The sequence below is a fragment of the Isoptericola croceus genome (genome assembly GCF_029382255.1).
Taxonomy (GTDB): Bacteria; Actinomycetota; Actinomycetes; order Actinomycetales; family Cellulomonadaceae; genus Isoptericola; species Isoptericola croceus.
Genome location: NZ_JARLLG010000008.1, coordinates 14,527 through 31,047, shown reverse-complemented (window position 1 = coordinate 31,047; position 16,521 = coordinate 14,527). Strand labels below are relative to the sequence as shown.

Here is a 16,521-nt window from a genome sequence, read left to right as displayed (position 1 = left end):
GCAACGAGCGAGGCCGTCGAGAGAGTCTGCGGCTCCGCCTGACGAGAAGGAGAAGGACATGACGACGAGGTCAGGTCGCTGTTGGTCCGCGGTCGCGGCGGTCGGGGCGTTGCTCGCCCCGATGGCCGTGGTGGCGGCCACCGCGGTACCGGCGTCCGCCGAGGTGGACGGCCCCGTGCACACGTACCGGGCGACGCCCGGGGACGTGGCGTCCGAGCGCTTCACGCTCGAGGCGAACGACACCGACGTGTTCGTGACGAAGTACGCCAACCGGAGCAACAACCGGATGGCGGTCGCGAGGTTCGCGTCTGACGACGAGACCCCCACGCTCACCGTGGCGACCAGCGAACCCGTCACGAGCTGGAAGATCTACCCCGAGCGCAACTACCCCGCCGACGCGGTAGCGGTCGACGGGAACACGCTCACGTTCGAGATGAGTGACGCCCTGCGGTACGCCATCGTCGAGGTCAACGGCAAGCAGCCAGGGCTGGCGATCGTCAACGACCCGCCGGAGGACCCGGCCGACGTGCCCGACCCGGACGCGCCGAACGTCGTCGACGCGTCGGACTTCGTCACGGACCTCACGGGTGCCACGGATCAGACGGAGAACGTCGAGGCCGCGATCGACGCGCTGTACTCCGACGACGACAAGGACACGCTGTACTTCCCGGACGGCTGGTACACCTACGCGGGCCTGGAGCTGCGCGAGCGGGCCAAGCCGGTGCGGATCTACGTCGACGAGGGTGCCCTGCTGAAGAACCGCATCCAGCCGACGATGTATGCCATGGAGCCGGCGATCGGCATCTGGGACTCGGCCAACATCACGATCTCGGGTCGTGGGGTGTTCGACGGCAATGGTTTCGCCAACTACGACACGGCCAACGGCGGGCACCGTCACGACGCGGTGAGCTCCCACCACCAGGGCGGGGCGATGATCGTTCGCTCGGAGAACGTCGTCTTCGACGACACCCTGCTGCGGGACGCCAAGCAGTGGAACTGGGAGACCCACACCGCGAAGAACGTCACGTTCAACAACATCAAGGGTCTGACCCCGTACGCCCAGCCCTGGGCCGACGGGATCGACCTGGCCAGCGGTCAGGACCTGACCGTCAACGGGGCGCTGACTCTCGGCAACGACGACACCTTCGCGACCGGCCACTACAACCCGAGCGACGGATTCACCTTCGAGAGATGCCGCACCCACTATCCCGACCTGACCGCTGGTGAGTGCGAAGAGATCACCGCCGGCATCCTGGACTGGGACACCGAAGACTCGTTCAACATCGCCGTGAACGACCACCTCGGGTGGAGTGCGGGGGCCGGCAACGGGATCCGGATCGGACACGTCTTCGGGTACCAGCTGCGCGACTACACGTTCACCAACGTGAACTACGTGGGCTTCGGCGCCGGCGGGCACGGCATCTCGATCGCGAACATCAATCCCTCGACGTATCCGAGGTACGAGAGCATCGTCCTTCGGGACAGCTCCTTCGACACCTCGAAGGTCGGCACGAACTTCGCCATCTCCGGCAAGGCGAGCTCCGATCCCACCGACCTGATCGGCCAGGTCGTCCTGGACAACGTGTGGTTCTCGGAGAACAAGAAGGCGAACGTGCGCAACGTCTCCGACCTGACGATCAAGAACCTGACGCTCGGTGGTACCGAGGTCACGCGCCTGAGCCAGACGGCCCTGACCTTCGAGAACGTCGTGAACCGGAACCTCGACTTCTCCGAGGACGTCGCCCCGGTGATCGATGAGATCGAGGACCAGGAGGCCGTGGTCGGCGAGGAGCTGAGGTTCGAGGTCACGGCGAGCGACGGCGACGGGGACGAGATCACGTTGTCCGTCGCGAAGCTGCCCCAGGGCGCGAGCTTCGACGCGACGAGCGGTGCCTTCGCCTGGACGCCCTCGCGCGACCAGGTCGGGGGCCACCAGGTGGAGTTCGTCGCGACGGACACCTTCGGAGCGTCGTCGAAGCGCTCGGTGACGATCACCGTCACGGACCCCTCGGCTACCACCATCAGGGTGCCCGTGGTCGCCGACACGAACGTGCAGACCTGGAACGCCGAGGAGAGGCTGAACTACGGCGACAACGAGCACCTGCGGATGCTGGGCTGGGGGAACGACACCTACGGTCCCCTCGGGTCGGCGTACACCGGCGGGGAGTCCAACAAGGACGCCAAGCTCACCTACCTCACGTTCGATCTGAGCGACGTGGACGACGTCCTGGCGGACGCCGACCTCCTGCGGGCCGATCTCCTCATGACCTACATGGGGCCGACGAAGGGCGCGCTCAGCGGGACGGACACGCTGCGCGTGGCGCAGGTCCAGGCGGCGTGGGAGGAGGGCGACGGCAAGACGACACCCCCGTCGCGAACGAACACGGTCGACGGCGCCATGACGTGGCTGAACAAGCCGGTCGTCGACAGTGGCGAGGTGCTGGAGTCTGAGCCGTTCGACGTCTCGGCCCCGGGAAGGGTCGGCAGCGACGCGACGTACGGTGCCGACCAGAAGCCGGTCGGTTCGGTCGCCCGCACCGACGTGACCGCGTGGGTGTCCGCCCTGGACGCCGGCGAGGACATGCTGCGCCTCGCGGTGAACGAGACGGGGAAGAAGGACATCGTCTTCGTCAGCCGGGAGGGCGCGGAGCGCAACCCCCACGCGGCCGGCATGGCGCCGGTGCTGGAGCTGACGCTGCGCAACGAGGTGGACACGTCCGACCCCGTGGCGCCGCTCGACGTCGAGGTGTCCTCACGGTGCATCGCGGGCAGCGTGCACCTCGCCGTCCGGGCGACGAACGTCGGGGACGTGCCGGTCGACGTCGCGGTGGAGACGGCCTATGGCACGAAGGAGTTCGGCGCCGTCAAGGCCGGGAAGTCCGCCTATCAGTCGTTCGCGACGCGGGCGTCTCAGATTCCCGCCGGTACGGTGACCGCGACAGGGTCCGTCGTGGCCGACGGCCACACCGTCCGGACGCCGCACGAGGTGGCCTTCGACGCCGCCACCTGCTGATCCGGAGCCGCATCGGACCGCTCGGGCGTGCGCCCGGGCGGTCCGCCGGCTCGACGGTCGTGCTCGACGACGACGGATACCGGACCTCAGCGCCCGGCGAGCGTGTCGTCGATCGCGCGGCCGAAGGCGTCGAGGTCGCCGGGGTTGCGGGACGTGATGAGACGCCACCCCTCGGCGTCGTCCACGACGACAGCCTCGTCGCGCCACTCCTGGGCGCCGGCGTTGCGGACGTCGGTCCGCAGCGAGGGGTACGACGTGAGCGTCTTGCCACCGACCACGCCGGCCTCGACGAGCGCCCACGGCCCGTGGCAGATCGCCGCGACCGGCCGCCCGGTCCCGGTGAAGGACCGCACGATACGGGAGGCGGCCTCCTCCAGGCGCAGCGAGTCGGCGTTGAGGGTGCCGCCCGGGATCAGCAGCAGGTCGAAGCCCGCCGGGTCGACGTCGTCGAGGGCCACGTCCGCGGGCACGGTGCGGCCCGGGTCCTTGTCGCCCACGAGGGTGGCGACGTCGTCGGCCGTCGTGGCGGCGACCGTCACGACGGCGCCGCGGTCGCGCAGGTGCTCGATCGGGACGACGAGCTCGTCCTGCTCGACGCCGTAGTTGGTGACGATGGTCAGCACGGTGCGTCCGGTGAGATCGGTGTCCGCCATGGTCGTTCCTTTCCGTCGGGGTGTCCGTCGGGGTCGGCCACCGTAGGCACGGTCAGCGGATCCATGCACGGCGGGGCGCGGACCAGCCGTCGCGCGGTGCGTCGCCGGCGAGATGTTCGGTTCTGTCCTCTTCGCCAGGGGCCTTGGCGGCGTGGATCAGGCACGTCTACGCTGACGACGCCCGCGATGTTGACGCAAACATCACAACGCAAGGACGCGTGAGGACGACGACGATGACGAAACTTCCCCGGCACCTCCGTGCCACGTTCGGCGCAGCCGTGGCGATCGCGGTGGGAGCGACCGGCCTCGCGCTGGCTGTCCCTGCCGCCGCTGACGTGCCGACGGTTCCCGAGCCCGAGACCTACGACGCCTTTCCGGGCGTGGAGGACCCGGGCCTGGGCGCCGCCGACTACTTCCAGCCGCACTGGTACGACACCGACGGACGTCACATCCAGGCCCACGGCGGGCAGGTGGTCGTCCATGAAGCGGGGACCGGCGGCACGGCGACGGCGGACGAGCTCGACGTCGACGCCGACGCCGTGGTCACGGCCGAGCAGGACGGTGAGACGGTCTACTACTGGTACGGCGAGGACCGCTCGAACGGCTACTACGACAGCCCCGGCGTGTCCATGTACTCCTCGACCGACACGTACAACTGGACGAACGAGGGTGTTGCCCTGCGGTCGGTCACCTCTCGGGACGAGCTCACCACCGAGTACTTCGACGACCTCTACGACACCGTGGCCGACGACGGCACGGTCGACGAGGAGCTCGTCGACGAGCTGTACTTCCACCTCAACGTCGACGCCACCGCGCCCGACGGCAGCGCTCAGCTCAACGCGATCTTCGAGCGGCCCAAGGTGCTGCACAACGAGTCCACGGGCCAGTGGGTCATGTGGTGGCACTCCGACGGCAGCGTCACGCCGGGGGGCAGCAACTACGCACGCTCGATGGCCGGCGTCGCCGTCGCCGACTCGCCGACCGGCCCGTTCGCGGTCCAGGGGGTCTACCGCCTCTACAACGAGCCGTCGTACCGGACGGCCTGCAACATGCCGAACGCGGTGCCTGGGCAGACGCGCGACATGACGGTCTTCAAGGACGACGACGGCGTGGCCTACATCTCCTACTCCTCGGAGGAGAACCGCTCGCTGTACATCGCACGGCTCGACGAGGACTACACCAACGTGGCCAAGACCGTCACGACCGACAGCGTGGGCATCCAGTACTCGGCCGACGGCCGCTACCCGCGCATCTTCGCCGACGGCACCGACGGCGCTCCGGTGGCCGGCGAGGACTTCACGATCGTGCGCCGGTGCGGGCTGCTCGAGGCGCCCGCGATCTTCGTGCACGACGGCCGCTACTACGTGGTGGCCTCGGGCGCCACGGGCTGGAACCCGAACCCGCTGACGTACTACACGGCCGACGACATCCTCGGCACGTGGATCCGTGGTGTCGACCCCGACGACCCGCACGAGACCGTGCAGTACGACACGATCCCCGAGGGCGGTGACGGTCTGCTCGCCGTGGGGGACGTGCGGCGCACGAGCTTCGGGTCGCAGTCCACGCACGTGCTGCCGCTCGGCGACGGCCGCTTCGTCTACATGGGTGACCGCTGGAACCGCGGTGCCGCGGACTCGACGTACGTCTGGCTGCCGCTGGTCGTCGGAGAGAACGGTCGCCTCGAGATGCGCAACCCGACCGCCGAGGACTCGCGGTGGGACGACGGCTGGACGCCCGCGTACTGGGACGACAAGGGCGCGGGAGGCGCGATCTGGACGGTCGACGCCGCGGGGCTGCCGCAGACCGTGCGCGCCGGCACCGACATCGCCGACCAGCTGCCCGCGACGGTCGCGGTGACGGCCGGCGGCACCACGAGCGACGTCGCGGTGACGTGGAGCCCGACCGTCCTGACCGACCCGGGCACGCAGCAGATCACCGGCACGCTCGCGGAGGACGACGACTTCGGGCCGGGGCGCACCTTCACCCGGGCCGTCGAGGTCGAGGCGTACGGCGAGCACAACCTCGCCCCCACGGCGACCGTCACGGCGTCCAGCCGCCAGCACCTGGCCGCGACCACGAACGACGGCAGCCTCGCCAAGGGCTGGGACGACTGGGTCTCCGGTGGGCAGTACCCCCGCGCGAGCTGGCTCGACTACACCTGGTCCGAGCCGCGCACGCTCTCCGAGGTCGTCGTCCACACGTACGCCGACGGGGCGTCGGCGACCTGGCCGTCGCGCATCGCGGTGCAGTACCGGTCGGCCGACGGCGCGTGGGTCGACTCGGGCGTGGCGGCCGACGTCGCGCAGGATCCCGCGGCGGGGCCGCCGGTGGTGCGGCTGGACGTCGCGGAGCTCCCGCCGACCACGGGCGTGCGGCTCGACCTGACGACCGAGACGAACACCTGGCAGTCGATCGCGGAGGTGCAGATCCTCGGGCTCGCACCCGGGGCCGGGACAGAGCTGGCTGACCTCACGGTCGACGGCGAGACCGTGGCCGGCTTCGACCCGGCCGTCTGGGAGTACACGGCCGTTCCCGCCGGCGCTGTCGACGGCACCCCGGCCGACGCCGCGGCGCGCGTCGAGATCGACCCGGCGACGGCCGAGCGGCCGTGGGCGTTCGTGACGGTCACGACCGACGACGACGGCACCCCGGTGGCGGCCCGCACGTACGTCGTGCGGTTCGGGGACGGGACCGCGCCCACGTGCACCGGCGAGGTGAGCGAGCCGTGGGCCGCGGGCGCCTGGGGCGACCCGGCGCGAGCGGAGTTCTGCGCGGGCGCCGAGGGCACCTTCCAGGTCTCCGACGGGAACAACGGCGCGTGGACGGGCAAGGACAACCTGAGCGTCGTCTACCAGCCCGACCGCCTCGCCGTGGGCGGCAGCATCGAGACCACGTCGGCAGCGATGGACCGAGGCGACAACAGCGACCCTCGGTCCGGGCTCGTGGTGCGCAACGACCTGAGCCTCGCCGGCAAGGGCTCGGCCACCGGGTACGTCACGCTGACGACCAGCCCGTCCGGAACGTTCCTGCAGTGGGACGCCGACGGCAACGGCTTCCTCGACAAGGAGTCGGCCAAGGTCCTCCCGGCGACGTGGCCCGTCCAGCTGCGGCTCGAGCGCACCGCGGCGGACTTGGTGACCGGCTACTGGCGAGCGTCCGCCGACGACGCGTGGTCCGCCGTCGGCACGGCGCCGTTGGTGTCCGCCGACGATCGGCTCGACGCCGGCGTGTACGCCGCGGGCAACAACGAGCGAGGGCTCGCGACCGCCACGTTCACCGGCACCGGGTTCACCGAGGGTGACGACCCGGCGTCACCGCTCGAGGTCCAGGTCTCCACACGATGCCTCGCCGGGAAGGTGCACCTCGCCGTGCGTGCGACGAACGCCGGTGACGTCCCGGCCGACATCGTGATCGAGACCCCCTACGGCACGAAGGAGGTCGACGACGTCAAGGCCGGGAAGGCCGCCTACCAGTCGTTCGCGACCCGGGCGTCCCAGATTCCCGCCGGGACGGTGACGGCGACGGCGACGGGCGACGGCCAGTCGGCCCCGACGCCGCACGAGGTGGCCTTCGACGCGGCGTCCTGCTGAGCCCGGTCCACCGCCGGGCTCCGAGCCCGGCGGTGGACCGACAGCTCCTGGCGCGGCAGGATGGACGGACAGCCCACCCGCGGAGGTCACGATGGAATCGGTGAAGAAGCGCAAGAACCGCCAAGGACCGCCCAGTCTCTTCAAGCTGGTGATGTTCGCCCTCGTCGTCGCGGCCGTCACCAAGGAGCTGCAGAAGGACGCGGAGGATCGTGAGTGGCACGGCACCGTCGCCGGGTTCGTGCCCTACGAGTTCCGCTTCCCCACGATCGAGCGCATCAAGGAACGCGTGTGGGACCCCGACGGCGACCACTTCCTGAGCCCCCACGTGTTCGGCGTCGGCTGGACGGTGAACGTCGGCCGTGTCGTCGCCGTCGTGCGGGAGAAGCTGGCGGACAGCTGAGAACGTCGAGACGGGCGGCGACGCCGTGGTGACGCTCCTTGCCGCGCTGCCGATCGCCGCGATCCTCGTGCTCATGGTGGCGGCCAGGTGGTCCGCCGCAGCGGCCGGTGCGACAGCCGCCGCCGGGACGCTGGTGCTGGCGCTCACCGTCTTCGGGTTCGGTGGCGCGGACTTCCCCTTCGACCCGGCCCAGGGTGTCCTCGGCGTGCTGGCGCGGGCCGCGTGGGTGGCGCTGACGGTCATGCTCATCATTGGCCCGGCCCTCGGCATCCACCACCTGCAGCAGCGCACCGGAGCCACCTCCGCGCTGGAGGCCGGGCTCGCGCGCATCACGCCGGACCCGCGCGTGGCGGCACTCCTCATCGTGTGGTTCTTCTGCCTGCTCATCGAGGGTGCCGCGGGATTCGGTACGCCGGTGGCGCTCGCGGCCCCGTTCCTGGTGGCGGCAGGGTTCCGGCCGGTGACCGCCGTCGTCGGCGCGATGGTCGGCCATGCGTCGGCCGTGCCGTTCGCTGCCGTGGGGACGCCCACGCTCGCCCAGCTCGCGATCGTCGACGTCCCGGCGCGCGAGCTGGCGTGGGCCGTCGCGCCGTACACGGCGGTCGCCGGTGTCGTGCTGGCGTTCGTCGTCGCGCGACTGGTCGGCACCCTGCTGCCCACCGAGGGGCCGCCCTGGGGGTGGATGGCCGTCGCGTACGTCGCGTTCTTCGTCCCCAACCTGGTCATCGCCCGGTTCGTCGGCCCGGAGCTGCCCTCGCTGGTGGGTTCGATCGTGGGCGCGGTCGCCTTCGTGCTGGTGGTGCGCTGGGTGATCCGCCGCCAGGCCCGCACCGGTGCGCTCGTCGGCGGGAACCCGGCCGGCGAGACGCTGGTGGGGGAGCCCGCGCCGGAGGTCGCCGAGACCTCCGCGGGCCGCCCGGCCCCGTCCATGAGCTTCCTCGCCGCGACGGCGCCCTACCTCGTGCTGGTGGTCCTCGTGCTGGTCACCCGCCTCGTGGTGCCGGTGCAGGATGCCGCGCGGTCGGTCGTGTGGCGGTGGGAGGTGTTCGGTCACTTCTCCGAGAGCATCGAACCCCTGTACCACCCGGGCCTGCTGCTGGCGCTGTCCTTCGTGGCCGGCGCCGTCTGGCAGCGCGCGGCGGTGGGCGACATGGGGTGGGCGTTCGTGCGCGCCACACGTCAGGTGATCCCGGTCTTCGTCGCGCTCCTGGCGATGGTGACCGTGGCGTTCGCGATGTCGGAGTCGGGCATGACGACGCAGCTCGCGGTGGCGGCGGCCGGTGCGGGGGCCCTCTGGCCCGTGCTCTCCCCGTTCGTCGGGGCGCTCGGGACGTTCATGACCGGGTCCGCCACGGCCTCGAACATCCTGTTCACCGAGTTCCAGGACCAGACGGCGCTCGCGGCGGAGCTCGACCCGGTGCCGCTGCTGGGCGCGCAGGGTGCGGGCGCGGCGATCGGCAACATCATCTGCCCGCACAACGTGGTCGCGGCCGCGGCGACCGTCGGGCTCGGCGGCCGCGAGGGCCAGGTGCTCCGGCAGGCGCTGCCGGTCGCGGCGGTCTGCCTGGTGCTGATCGGCGCGATGGCCTGGGTGATCGTGTGAGGAAGGGCGACGCTGCTCACGACGACGCCTTGCTTCACCCCAGCATGGCGCGAGCCACGTGTGCGCAGGTCGCCGCGACGTCGTCCCAGTTCCACCAGCGTCGCTCGAGGCCCTTGTAGCGCGCGAGCTCGGGGATGATGGCGGCGTCCCGGGGTTGCGGGTCGGCGAGCTGCACCGCGACCTGTGAGGACACCGGGGACTCGTCGTGCTGCAGGTCGGAGTAGTAGTCGTCGATCTCGACGAGGACCCGAGCAGCAGCGTCGACGCCGACCACGTCCGACATGGCGGCGACGTCGAGGTAGTCGCGCACCTGGTTCCGCTTGACGATGAGGAACGCCTTGACGCGCAGCGTCTCGGCGAGCGTCGGCACGGTGAGCGTGCGGCCGGACGGCAGGCGATGCTGCTCCGTCTCCAGCGGACGGGTGCGGATGAGCTGGCGGAGCCCGGTCTCGATGCCGCCGAGCTCACCGTGGATGATCTTGCCGGCGCGTACCCGGTTGGTCACCCACTCGCCCTCGCGTTCGAGAGCGTCGAGGACGACGTCGAAGCGGTCTCGTAGGTCCGTCAGCACGTGGTCGTGGTCCACCGAGAGTCGATGGCCCGCGTGCAGGGCGGCAGCCGTTCCGCCGACGAGCACAGCGTCGGGTATCAGCTCCTGCAGTCGTGCTGCCGACTCGAGAAGATCGTCCAGGGGCGGCGCGTCGTCTGCATCGGCGGGTTCGCTCGAGAGGTTCACTCGGTTATCATATCCGATAAGGAGGTAGCCATGCTGAAGTTCCGCAACATCGACGCGAGCCCAGCGGACCCGGTGTCACGCTGGGGCGTCGAGGGCATCGCGACCGCGATCGAGCGGGGGTATCTGCCGCACTGGCAGCGCATCGCGCGTGCCGTGCGAGATCAGCCGTACGGCGTCGTCGCGGACCAGGTGGAGAGCGCCCTGCGGACGGTGGAGCCGAACGGGGCCACGGCGCTGCTCTCCGACGCCCTTGCCCGGGCACGGGAGGACGATCGGCAGGCTCTTGCGCGGTCCATCCGGGAAGATGTGCGCCGGTCCGGCCTGTCCGCGAAGGAGTTCGCCGCCGAGCTCGGCACGTCGCCGTCGAGACTCTCGACCTACATGACGGGGCGCGTGGTGCCGTCCGCGGTGATCGCCCGGCGTATCGCGAGGGTCGCCGAGTCGCATGCCCGTCGCGGCAGGCTCCACCCTGGTGGCGCCCTGCGCGACCCCGCCGCCTGAGGGCTCCGCTCAGCGCGGCGCGGCGCCGGACGAGCCCCGCACCACGAGCCGCGTCGGCAGGTCGACGTGCCGGTCCGACGGCGGTAGGTCCCCCCCGTCGAGGACGGCCAGCAGCTGCGCGGCCGCCCGGGCGCCGACGTCCTCGGCGGGCACGGCGACGGTCGTCAGCGCGGGGGTGGTCAGATCGGCGCCGAAGACGTCGTCGTGCCCGACCACGCTCAGCTCGTCCGGCACCCGCACCCCGGTCTCCGCGAGCCGGTCCAGCGCACCGAACGCGAGCAGGTCGTTGTACGCCAGGAGCGCGGTCGCCCCGGTGCGCCGGGCGGCATCGGCGGCGGCTGGACCGGCGTCGCGCCGCGGCGCGTGGTGGCCCAGTGCGGTGAGACGCACCCCGAGGCGGGCGCAGGTCTCGACGACGGCGCGGTGGCGCCGGTCGTCGGACCAGGACGTCACCGGCCCGCCGGCGTAGGCGACGTGCCGGTGACCGTGGGCGGCGAGGTGCTCCACGGCGGCGACGACACCCTGTGTGCCGATCGTGACCGTCGGCACCTCGGCGTCGGCCACGTCCCGGTTGATCACGACCAGGGGGATGCGCCGGCCCCAGCCCGTCAGCGCGGCCCGGTCGAGGCGCGACGCCGCGAGGACGATGCCGTCCACCCGGCCGGCGAGCGCTGCGACGACCTGCTCCTCGGTGCGGGGCTCCTCCTCGACGTCGGCGACGACCTGCACGACGTCGTGGGCGCGCAGGTGCCGCGTGGACCCGCGGACCAGCGCCATGAAGAACGGGTTCGTCAGGTCGGGGACCACGAGCGCGATCGTGCCGGACTGCCCGGAGCGGACCTGGCGCGCGGCCGCGCTGGGGACGTACCCGAGGTCGTCGGCGGCCTGCTGCACCCGTTCCGTCGTCGCGGGGCTCACCCGGCCGGGACGGTGCAGCGCCCGGGATGCCGTCGACACCGAGACACCGGCGCGCCCGGCGACATCCGTGAGAGTGGCCCGCCGGGTCACGAGCCGACCTCGACGCAGGGGGTCTCGGCCCAGTGAGCGTCGACCGGGGGGCGCTCGTCGCCGAGGGTCAGGTAGAGCCGGTCGACGCGCAGGCCGGCCTTGCGCGCCAGGACCGAGAGCACGTGCTGACCTGGCGTGAGCTCCACGTCCGTCAGCTCGTGCCAGATCCATGCCTGCGCGGTACCGAAGCTGAACATCTCTCCGCCGCAGAACTGGGCCTCGGGCGGCAGCGGGGTGCCGTCGACCGCCAGCGTCAGCGCGTCGTCGGTGTCCCCGTCGAACTTGACCAGCGCCCACACCGCGTAGGTGCCCGGCCGGGCCACGTCGACCCGGAGGTGCAGCCCGGGGGCGAGGTGCGGGGAGTCCCAGCGGCGGCCGGGGGCGTCGACGTGCATCGCGAGCCCGGTGCGCCCGTCCGTCTCCGCCTGGGTGTGGGTCCAGCCCACGACGGGCTCGTCGGTGCTCGGCGTGGTCCACGCGCCGGGCTCCTGGCGCAGCGTGCGCTCGACCTCCAGGGCCAGGACGCCGCCGTCGGCCACCGTGACCCCGCTCGAGAGCTGTGCGAGCACGTCCTTCGTGCCGCCCGCGTGTGCGCCGTAGCGCTCCGGGCCGAGCTTCGGCTGCGCGAGGACCTCGTTGCGCGTGAACGTGGTGGGCGTGGACCAGTACTCGCGTCCCACGAACACCGCCTGGTGCGGGGCGACGTCGTCGGGCAGCACGCCGTAGAGCGTCCGGGCGACGTGGTCCAGCGCGGTGAGGTCCGCCTGCGAGGGGTCGGGGTCGTCACGCCGGGGTGCGGGCTGACCGGCACGGGTGCTCGACGGCGGGGCGAGAGCCGTGGTGCGCCGCTCGCCGGTCCACAGCACCAGCGAGGACAGGGCGAACCACTCGTCGACCACGTGCAGGCGGATCGTGTGCGAACCCGCACCCAGGAACGGCAGCCGGACCGTCAGTCGCTCGACGTTCTCGACCACGGCCTGCTCCCATACCCCGCGGTGCTCGTCCGTGGTGGGCGACTCGACGAGCACGGTGGGCTGGTCGTCCACCGACACCCCGACCCGCAGACGCCCGGTGGAGTCCAGGTTGGGGAACCGGTACAGCTCCAGCAGGTGCGCGCCGGCGGTCTCCAGGTGGACGTGGAAGCCGACCGACCCGCCGTCGTGCAGGTGGCGCGGGTCGGCGCTCGCGGCCCGGCCACGCGCCTCGAGCAGCCCTCCGCCCCCGCGGCCGAGCCCGGGCACGACGGCCCACGAGCTCTCCGCGGAGTCGTGCTGCTCGTCCGGCGCGTCGGCCTGCAGCGAGACGTACCCGTCGGCCTCGACCGCGCACCCGTCGTCGGGCACACCGCCCGTCAGCACTGTGCCGTGGGTCCGCACGGGGACGACGACGGTGCTCCCGTCGGTCTCGCAGCGCACCACGATCTCGCCCGCCCGGTCCGCGGCGTCCGCGGGGACGCGGACGGCGACGCGGCGCTCGGTGCCGACGGTGAGACGCTCGGCACCGAGCTCGATCCACGGGTCGGCCCGCAGGGTGACCTCGATCTCGCCGGCGCCGGTGTTGAACACCTCGATCCACTTCGCCCGCGTGCCGTACGCCGCGAAGTCCAGCGCGAGCTCGGCGGCGTCGGAGCCTGTCGGTTCCTGGCCCCACACGACGACGCCGAGCCCGGCCTCGGCGATCTCCAGGGCCGGTCGGGCGGCCGGGAAGAGGGCGGTGGCCGGGGGCGGGAAGTCCTCCGGCGTCATGATCCCGTCCCACTTGCCACCGGACATGACCGCGTTGTACGAGCGGAGCATGGCGCGCTTGTAGCCGTCGAAGCGTCGCGACAGGGCCAGGTGGTGGTCCGCGGCCGCCATCTTGCCCTGGGCGTAGGCGAGCGCCGAGCGGTCGGCGTGAACGAACTGGGCGTTGGTCAGGTAGGAGGCGTGCACCCGCAGCGCCACGAGCTGGAAGAACGCGTCGCGCTCGCGGTCGGGCAGCCCCGCCCACACGGTGGACACCTCCTCGGCCAGCTGACGCAGCCGGTCGAGCCGTCGGGCGGCCTCGTCGCCGAACGCCGTCTGCGAGAAGGCCTGGCCGCTCAGGTGCTCGATCTTGCGCACGTCGGTGACCTGCGCGAACTCCTCGATGATCGGCCCCACGCGCTCGCCGATGCCGCCGGAGAACGACCGGTCCACCCAGTCGCGTGTCCAGGTCGGGACGTCGGCTGTCGTGGTCTGGTGGCCGTCCTCCTCCTTGCCGACCTCCCAGGCGTATCGCAGGAAGAACTCCGTGTCCTGCTCGAGGGGCTTGAGAGCGCCGACGTTGTTGACCCACAGCGTGCGGATCCCGCGGTCCCAGGCCTTGTTCAGCTCGTTCTTCATGAGCGTGAGCGGCATGGAGGAGATGAAGAGGTAGCTGCGCGACGGCGGCGACCAGTACGACGAGTGGTAGTACAGCCCGTGACCGCCGCTGCGTCGGCGCTCGGCCTCGTCCGGGAAGCGGCGGACGTGCCCGAAGCTGTCGTCGGACCAGATCAGCGTGACGTCCTCGGGGATCTCGACGCCGTCGTCGTAGAGGGGGAGCACCTCCTTGTACGGGACGAAGCACTGCAGCTCCCCGGCGGCGCGCTCCGCGCCGAGCTCGTCGGCCAGCAGCGCCCGCTGGTCGTCGATGAGCTGGTTGAGCAGCGCGACGCGCGCCCGGTGCTTCTCGTCCTCGGAACGCTCCGGGTCGTCGTCGATCCGGGAGGTGATGAACCCGGTGTCGTGGATGCCACGCATGCCGACGGTCCAGCCGACCTCGTAGTCGGCGTTCTGCTGGATGCTCTCGCGCCAGTACTGGTGGAGCAGGTCGCGGTTGGTGCCCTCGATCGAGTAGTCGTACTCGACGACGTGGCCCGCCCGGGCCTGTTCCGCCGCCCAGGGCGCCCACTCGTGCTCGTTGGAGCGCAGCAGCATGTCGCAGTGGCTGGTGCCGATGACGATCCCGGCCTCGTGCGCGAGCCGGCCGTTGGCCGGGTCGGCGTTGAAGGCGTTGACGTGCATGGCGGGCCACAGGTAGTTGCCCTTGAGGCGCAGCACGAGCTCGAACACGTGGGCGTAGAGGGTCGGCCCGATGGTGCCGTCGGGGGTGTGCTTGCGGGCCCAGGCGTCGAGCTCCTCCTCGTCGTTGAGGAAGATGCCGCGGTAGCGCACCGCGGGACGGTCCGCGTGGTCGGTCGTGCGCGCGACGGTCACGTGCTCGCGGGTCCGCACGGGGACGTCGGCGAACCAGTGCCACGGGGAGACGCCGGCGCGCTCGCACAGGTCGTAGACCCCGAAGACGGTGCCGCGCCGGTCGGCGCCCACGATCCAGAGCTGGTCACCGACGGTCCGCACGAAGAACGCCTCCCAGGCGGGCCGGCCGTCGTCGTCGAGCAGCGCGGTGACGTCGAGGCGACCGTCGGCGACGGCGTCGTCCACCAGCTGGCTCGTCCCGAGCGTGCCCACGACGACGGTGGCGTGCGCCCCGTCGTCGGTGCCGAGGACGTCTGCCCCGGCGCAGACGCGGGCGAGGTCGGTGACCAGGTGATCGGTGGCGCGGAGCACAGCGGTGGCCTCGCCCGGGTCGACGGCGACCGCCGTCGTGCGGCCGGCGGCGGCCAGCGTCGTGCCGTCGCGGTCGTCGATGACATAGCTCATGGGCCGATCCTAAAGTGCAAACGTTTGTCGGTCCAGCAAACGCAGGGCCAGTTGACCGCGACGAGGTCTCGTGACAACGTTTGCCATCGACGATGGAGCGATCTGGAGGATGACGATGGAGCACACCTGGCGCTGGTTCGGACCGCGCGACCCGATCACGCTGGCGGACGTCCGCCAGACCGGTGCCACGGGCGTGGTCACCGCGCTGCACGACGTCCCCAACGGTGAGGTGTGGACGGTCGAGGCGATCTCCGCGCGCAAGGAGCAGATCGAGGCGGCCGGCCTGCGCTGGTCGGTCGTGGAGAGCATCCCCGTGCACGACGACGTCAAGCGCCGCGCGCCCGGCTACGAGCGGTGGCTCGAGACGTACGCCCAGAGCGTGCGCAACGTCGCCGCGTGCGGTATCGACGTCATCTGCTACAACTTCATGCCGGTGCTGGACTGGGTGCGGACCGACCTCGCCTACCCGCTCCCGGACGGGGCGCTGGCGCTGCGGTTCGACCAGGACGCCTTCGCGGCGTTCGACCTCTTCCTGCTGGAGCGCCCCGGCGCCGAGGCCGACTACACCGACGCCGAGGTCGAGCGCGCCCGCCGCCACCTCGACGCCATGACGCCCCCGGAGGTCGACCGGCTGGTCGAGACCGTCTCCGCAGGTCTTCCGGGCTCGGAGGAGGCGTGGACGCTCGACGGTCTGCGCGCCGAGCTCGAGGCCTACGCCGACGTCGACGACGCCTCCCTGCGGGAGGCTCTCGTGGGCTTCCTGGAGGCGATCGTCCCCGTCGCCGAGGAGTGCGGCGTGCGCCTCGGCATCCACCCCGACGACCCGCCGCGCCCCGTGCTCGGGCTGCCCCGGATCATGTCGACGGCCGCCGACGCGCGATGGCTGCTCGACGCCGTGCCCAGCCCCACCAGCGGGCTGACCTTCTGCACCGGCTCCTTCGGCGTGCTGGCAGAGAACGACCTGGTCGCGATGATCGACGAGTTCGCCCCGCGCATCCACTTCGCTCACCTGCGCTCCACCCGCCGCGAGACCGACCCGCGCACCTTCCACGAGGCCACCCACCTCGGCGGCGACGTCGACATGGTGGGCGTCATCGACGCCATCGTCCGCGAGGAGCGGCGCCGCGAGGAGCACGGCGGCGCCCGGATCCCGATGCGTCCGGACCACGGCCACCTGCTGCTGGCCGAGCAGGCGTCGGAGCGCGCGGCAGCCGTGCCCGGCTACTCGTTGGTGGGGCGGCTCAAGGGCCTGGCCGAGCTGCGCGGCGTGGAGCTCGCGGTGCGTCAGCTGGCGCGTTCGCAAACGTTCAGGAGGTGAGCTCCAACCTCGGGTACTCACGCTGAGCGTCGGCTGG

The 16,521-nt window shown here is 71.7% G+C and carries 10 protein-coding genes; 6 read left to right on the top strand and 4 right to left on the bottom strand.

Annotated elements, in window-relative coordinates:
• The first annotated feature begins 58 nt into the window (after positions 1-58).
• A complete protein-coding gene (locus PZC42_RS15945; RefSeq protein ID WP_277212588.1) occupies positions 59-3,013 on the top strand; it encodes a putative Ig domain-containing protein in 2,955 nt (984 codons plus the stop codon).
• Between the two features lie 86 nt (positions 3,014-3,099).
• Here the strand turns inward: PZC42_RS15945 and PZC42_RS15940 are convergent, their stop codons facing one another.
• Positions 3,100-3,666 (bottom strand): DJ-1/PfpI/YhbO family deglycase/protease, encoded by a 567-nt coding sequence (locus tag PZC42_RS15940; RefSeq protein ID WP_277212587.1) that lies wholly within the window; start codon positions 3,664-3,666, stop codon positions 3,100-3,102.
• 233 nt (positions 3,667-3,899) lie between these two features.
• On the opposite strand from PZC42_RS15940, the gene PZC42_RS15935 reads away from it, so the two are divergent.
• The 3 genes from PZC42_RS15935 to PZC42_RS15925 all read left to right on the top strand — a co-directional run bounded on the left by PZC42_RS15935 (position 3,900) and on the right by PZC42_RS15925 (position 9,259).
• Positions 3,900-7,256 carry a family 43 glycosylhydrolase gene (locus PZC42_RS15935; RefSeq protein ID WP_277212586.1) on the top strand — a complete coding sequence of 1,119 codons (3,357 nt, stop codon included), beginning with the start codon at positions 3,900-3,902 and terminating at the stop codon, positions 7,254-7,256.
• 91 nt (positions 7,257-7,347) lie between these two features.
• Positions 7,348-7,656, top strand: coding sequence for a DUF5808 domain-containing protein (locus PZC42_RS15930; RefSeq protein WP_277212585.1), 309 nt, complete (start codon positions 7,348-7,350; stop codon positions 7,654-7,656).
• 25 nt (positions 7,657-7,681) lie between these two features.
• Complete coding sequence (locus tag PZC42_RS15925) at positions 7,682-9,259, top strand: L-lactate permease (protein ID WP_277212584.1); 1,578 nt, start codon at positions 7,682-7,684, stop codon at positions 9,257-9,259.
• A 34-nt stretch (positions 9,260-9,293) separates the two neighbouring features.
• Here the strand turns inward: PZC42_RS15925 and PZC42_RS15920 are convergent, their stop codons facing one another.
• Entirely contained in the window at positions 9,294-9,995 is a 702-nt protein-coding gene (locus PZC42_RS15920) for a nucleotidyl transferase AbiEii/AbiGii toxin family protein (protein ID WP_277212583.1), read from the bottom strand.
• 30 nt (positions 9,996-10,025) lie between these two features.
• Here PZC42_RS15920 and PZC42_RS15915 point away from each other — a divergent pair, with 30 nt between their 5' ends.
• Positions 10,026-10,496 (top strand): helix-turn-helix domain-containing protein, encoded by a 471-nt coding sequence (locus tag PZC42_RS15915; RefSeq protein ID WP_277212582.1) that lies wholly within the window; start codon positions 10,026-10,028, stop codon positions 10,494-10,496.
• A 9-nt stretch (positions 10,497-10,505) separates the two neighbouring features.
• Here PZC42_RS15915 and PZC42_RS15910 read toward each other — a convergent pair whose 3' ends face one another.
• Positions 10,506-11,504 (bottom strand): LacI family DNA-binding transcriptional regulator, encoded by a 999-nt coding sequence (locus PZC42_RS15910; RefSeq protein WP_277212581.1) that lies wholly within the window; start codon positions 11,502-11,504, stop codon positions 10,506-10,508.
• On the bottom strand, positions 11,501-15,166 hold the full coding sequence (locus PZC42_RS15905; protein ID WP_277212580.1) for a glycosyl hydrolase 115 family protein: 3,666 nt from the start codon (positions 15,164-15,166) through the stop codon (positions 11,501-11,503). The genes PZC42_RS15910 and PZC42_RS15905 overlap by 4 nt, the downstream gene beginning before the upstream one ends.
• Positions 15,167-15,281: 115 nt before the next feature.
• Here PZC42_RS15905 and uxuA point away from each other — a divergent pair, with 115 nt between their 5' ends.
• Positions 15,282-16,484 (top strand): mannonate dehydratase, encoded by a 1,203-nt coding sequence (gene uxuA / locus PZC42_RS15900; RefSeq protein WP_277212579.1) that lies wholly within the window; start codon positions 15,282-15,284, stop codon positions 16,482-16,484.
• The last annotated feature ends 37 nt before the right edge of the window (positions 16,485-16,521 follow it).

Bases quoted from the DNA above. Each gene is read 5' to 3' on its own strand.
- PZC42_RS15945 (WP_277212588.1), top strand. From the start codon at position 59: ATGACGACGAGGTCAGGTCGCTGTTGGTCCGCGGTCGCGGCGGTCGGG.
- PZC42_RS15940 (WP_277212587.1), bottom strand. From the start codon at position 3,666: ATGGCGGACACCGATCTCACCGGACGCACCGTGCTGACCATCGTCACC.
- PZC42_RS15935 (WP_277212586.1), top strand. From the start codon at position 3,900: ATGACGAAACTTCCCCGGCACCTCCGTGCCACGTTCGGCGCAGCCGTG.
- PZC42_RS15930 (WP_277212585.1), top strand. From the start codon at position 7,348: ATGGAATCGGTGAAGAAGCGCAAGAACCGCCAAGGACCGCCCAGTCTC.
- PZC42_RS15915 (WP_277212582.1), top strand. From the start codon at position 10,026: ATGCTGAAGTTCCGCAACATCGACGCGAGCCCAGCGGACCCGGTGTCA.
- PZC42_RS15905 (WP_277212580.1), bottom strand. From the start codon at position 15,166: ATGAGCTATGTCATCGACGACCGCGACGGCACGACGCTGGCCGCCGCC.
- uxuA (WP_277212579.1), top strand. From the start codon at position 15,282: ATGGAGCACACCTGGCGCTGGTTCGGACCGCGCGACCCGATCACGCTG.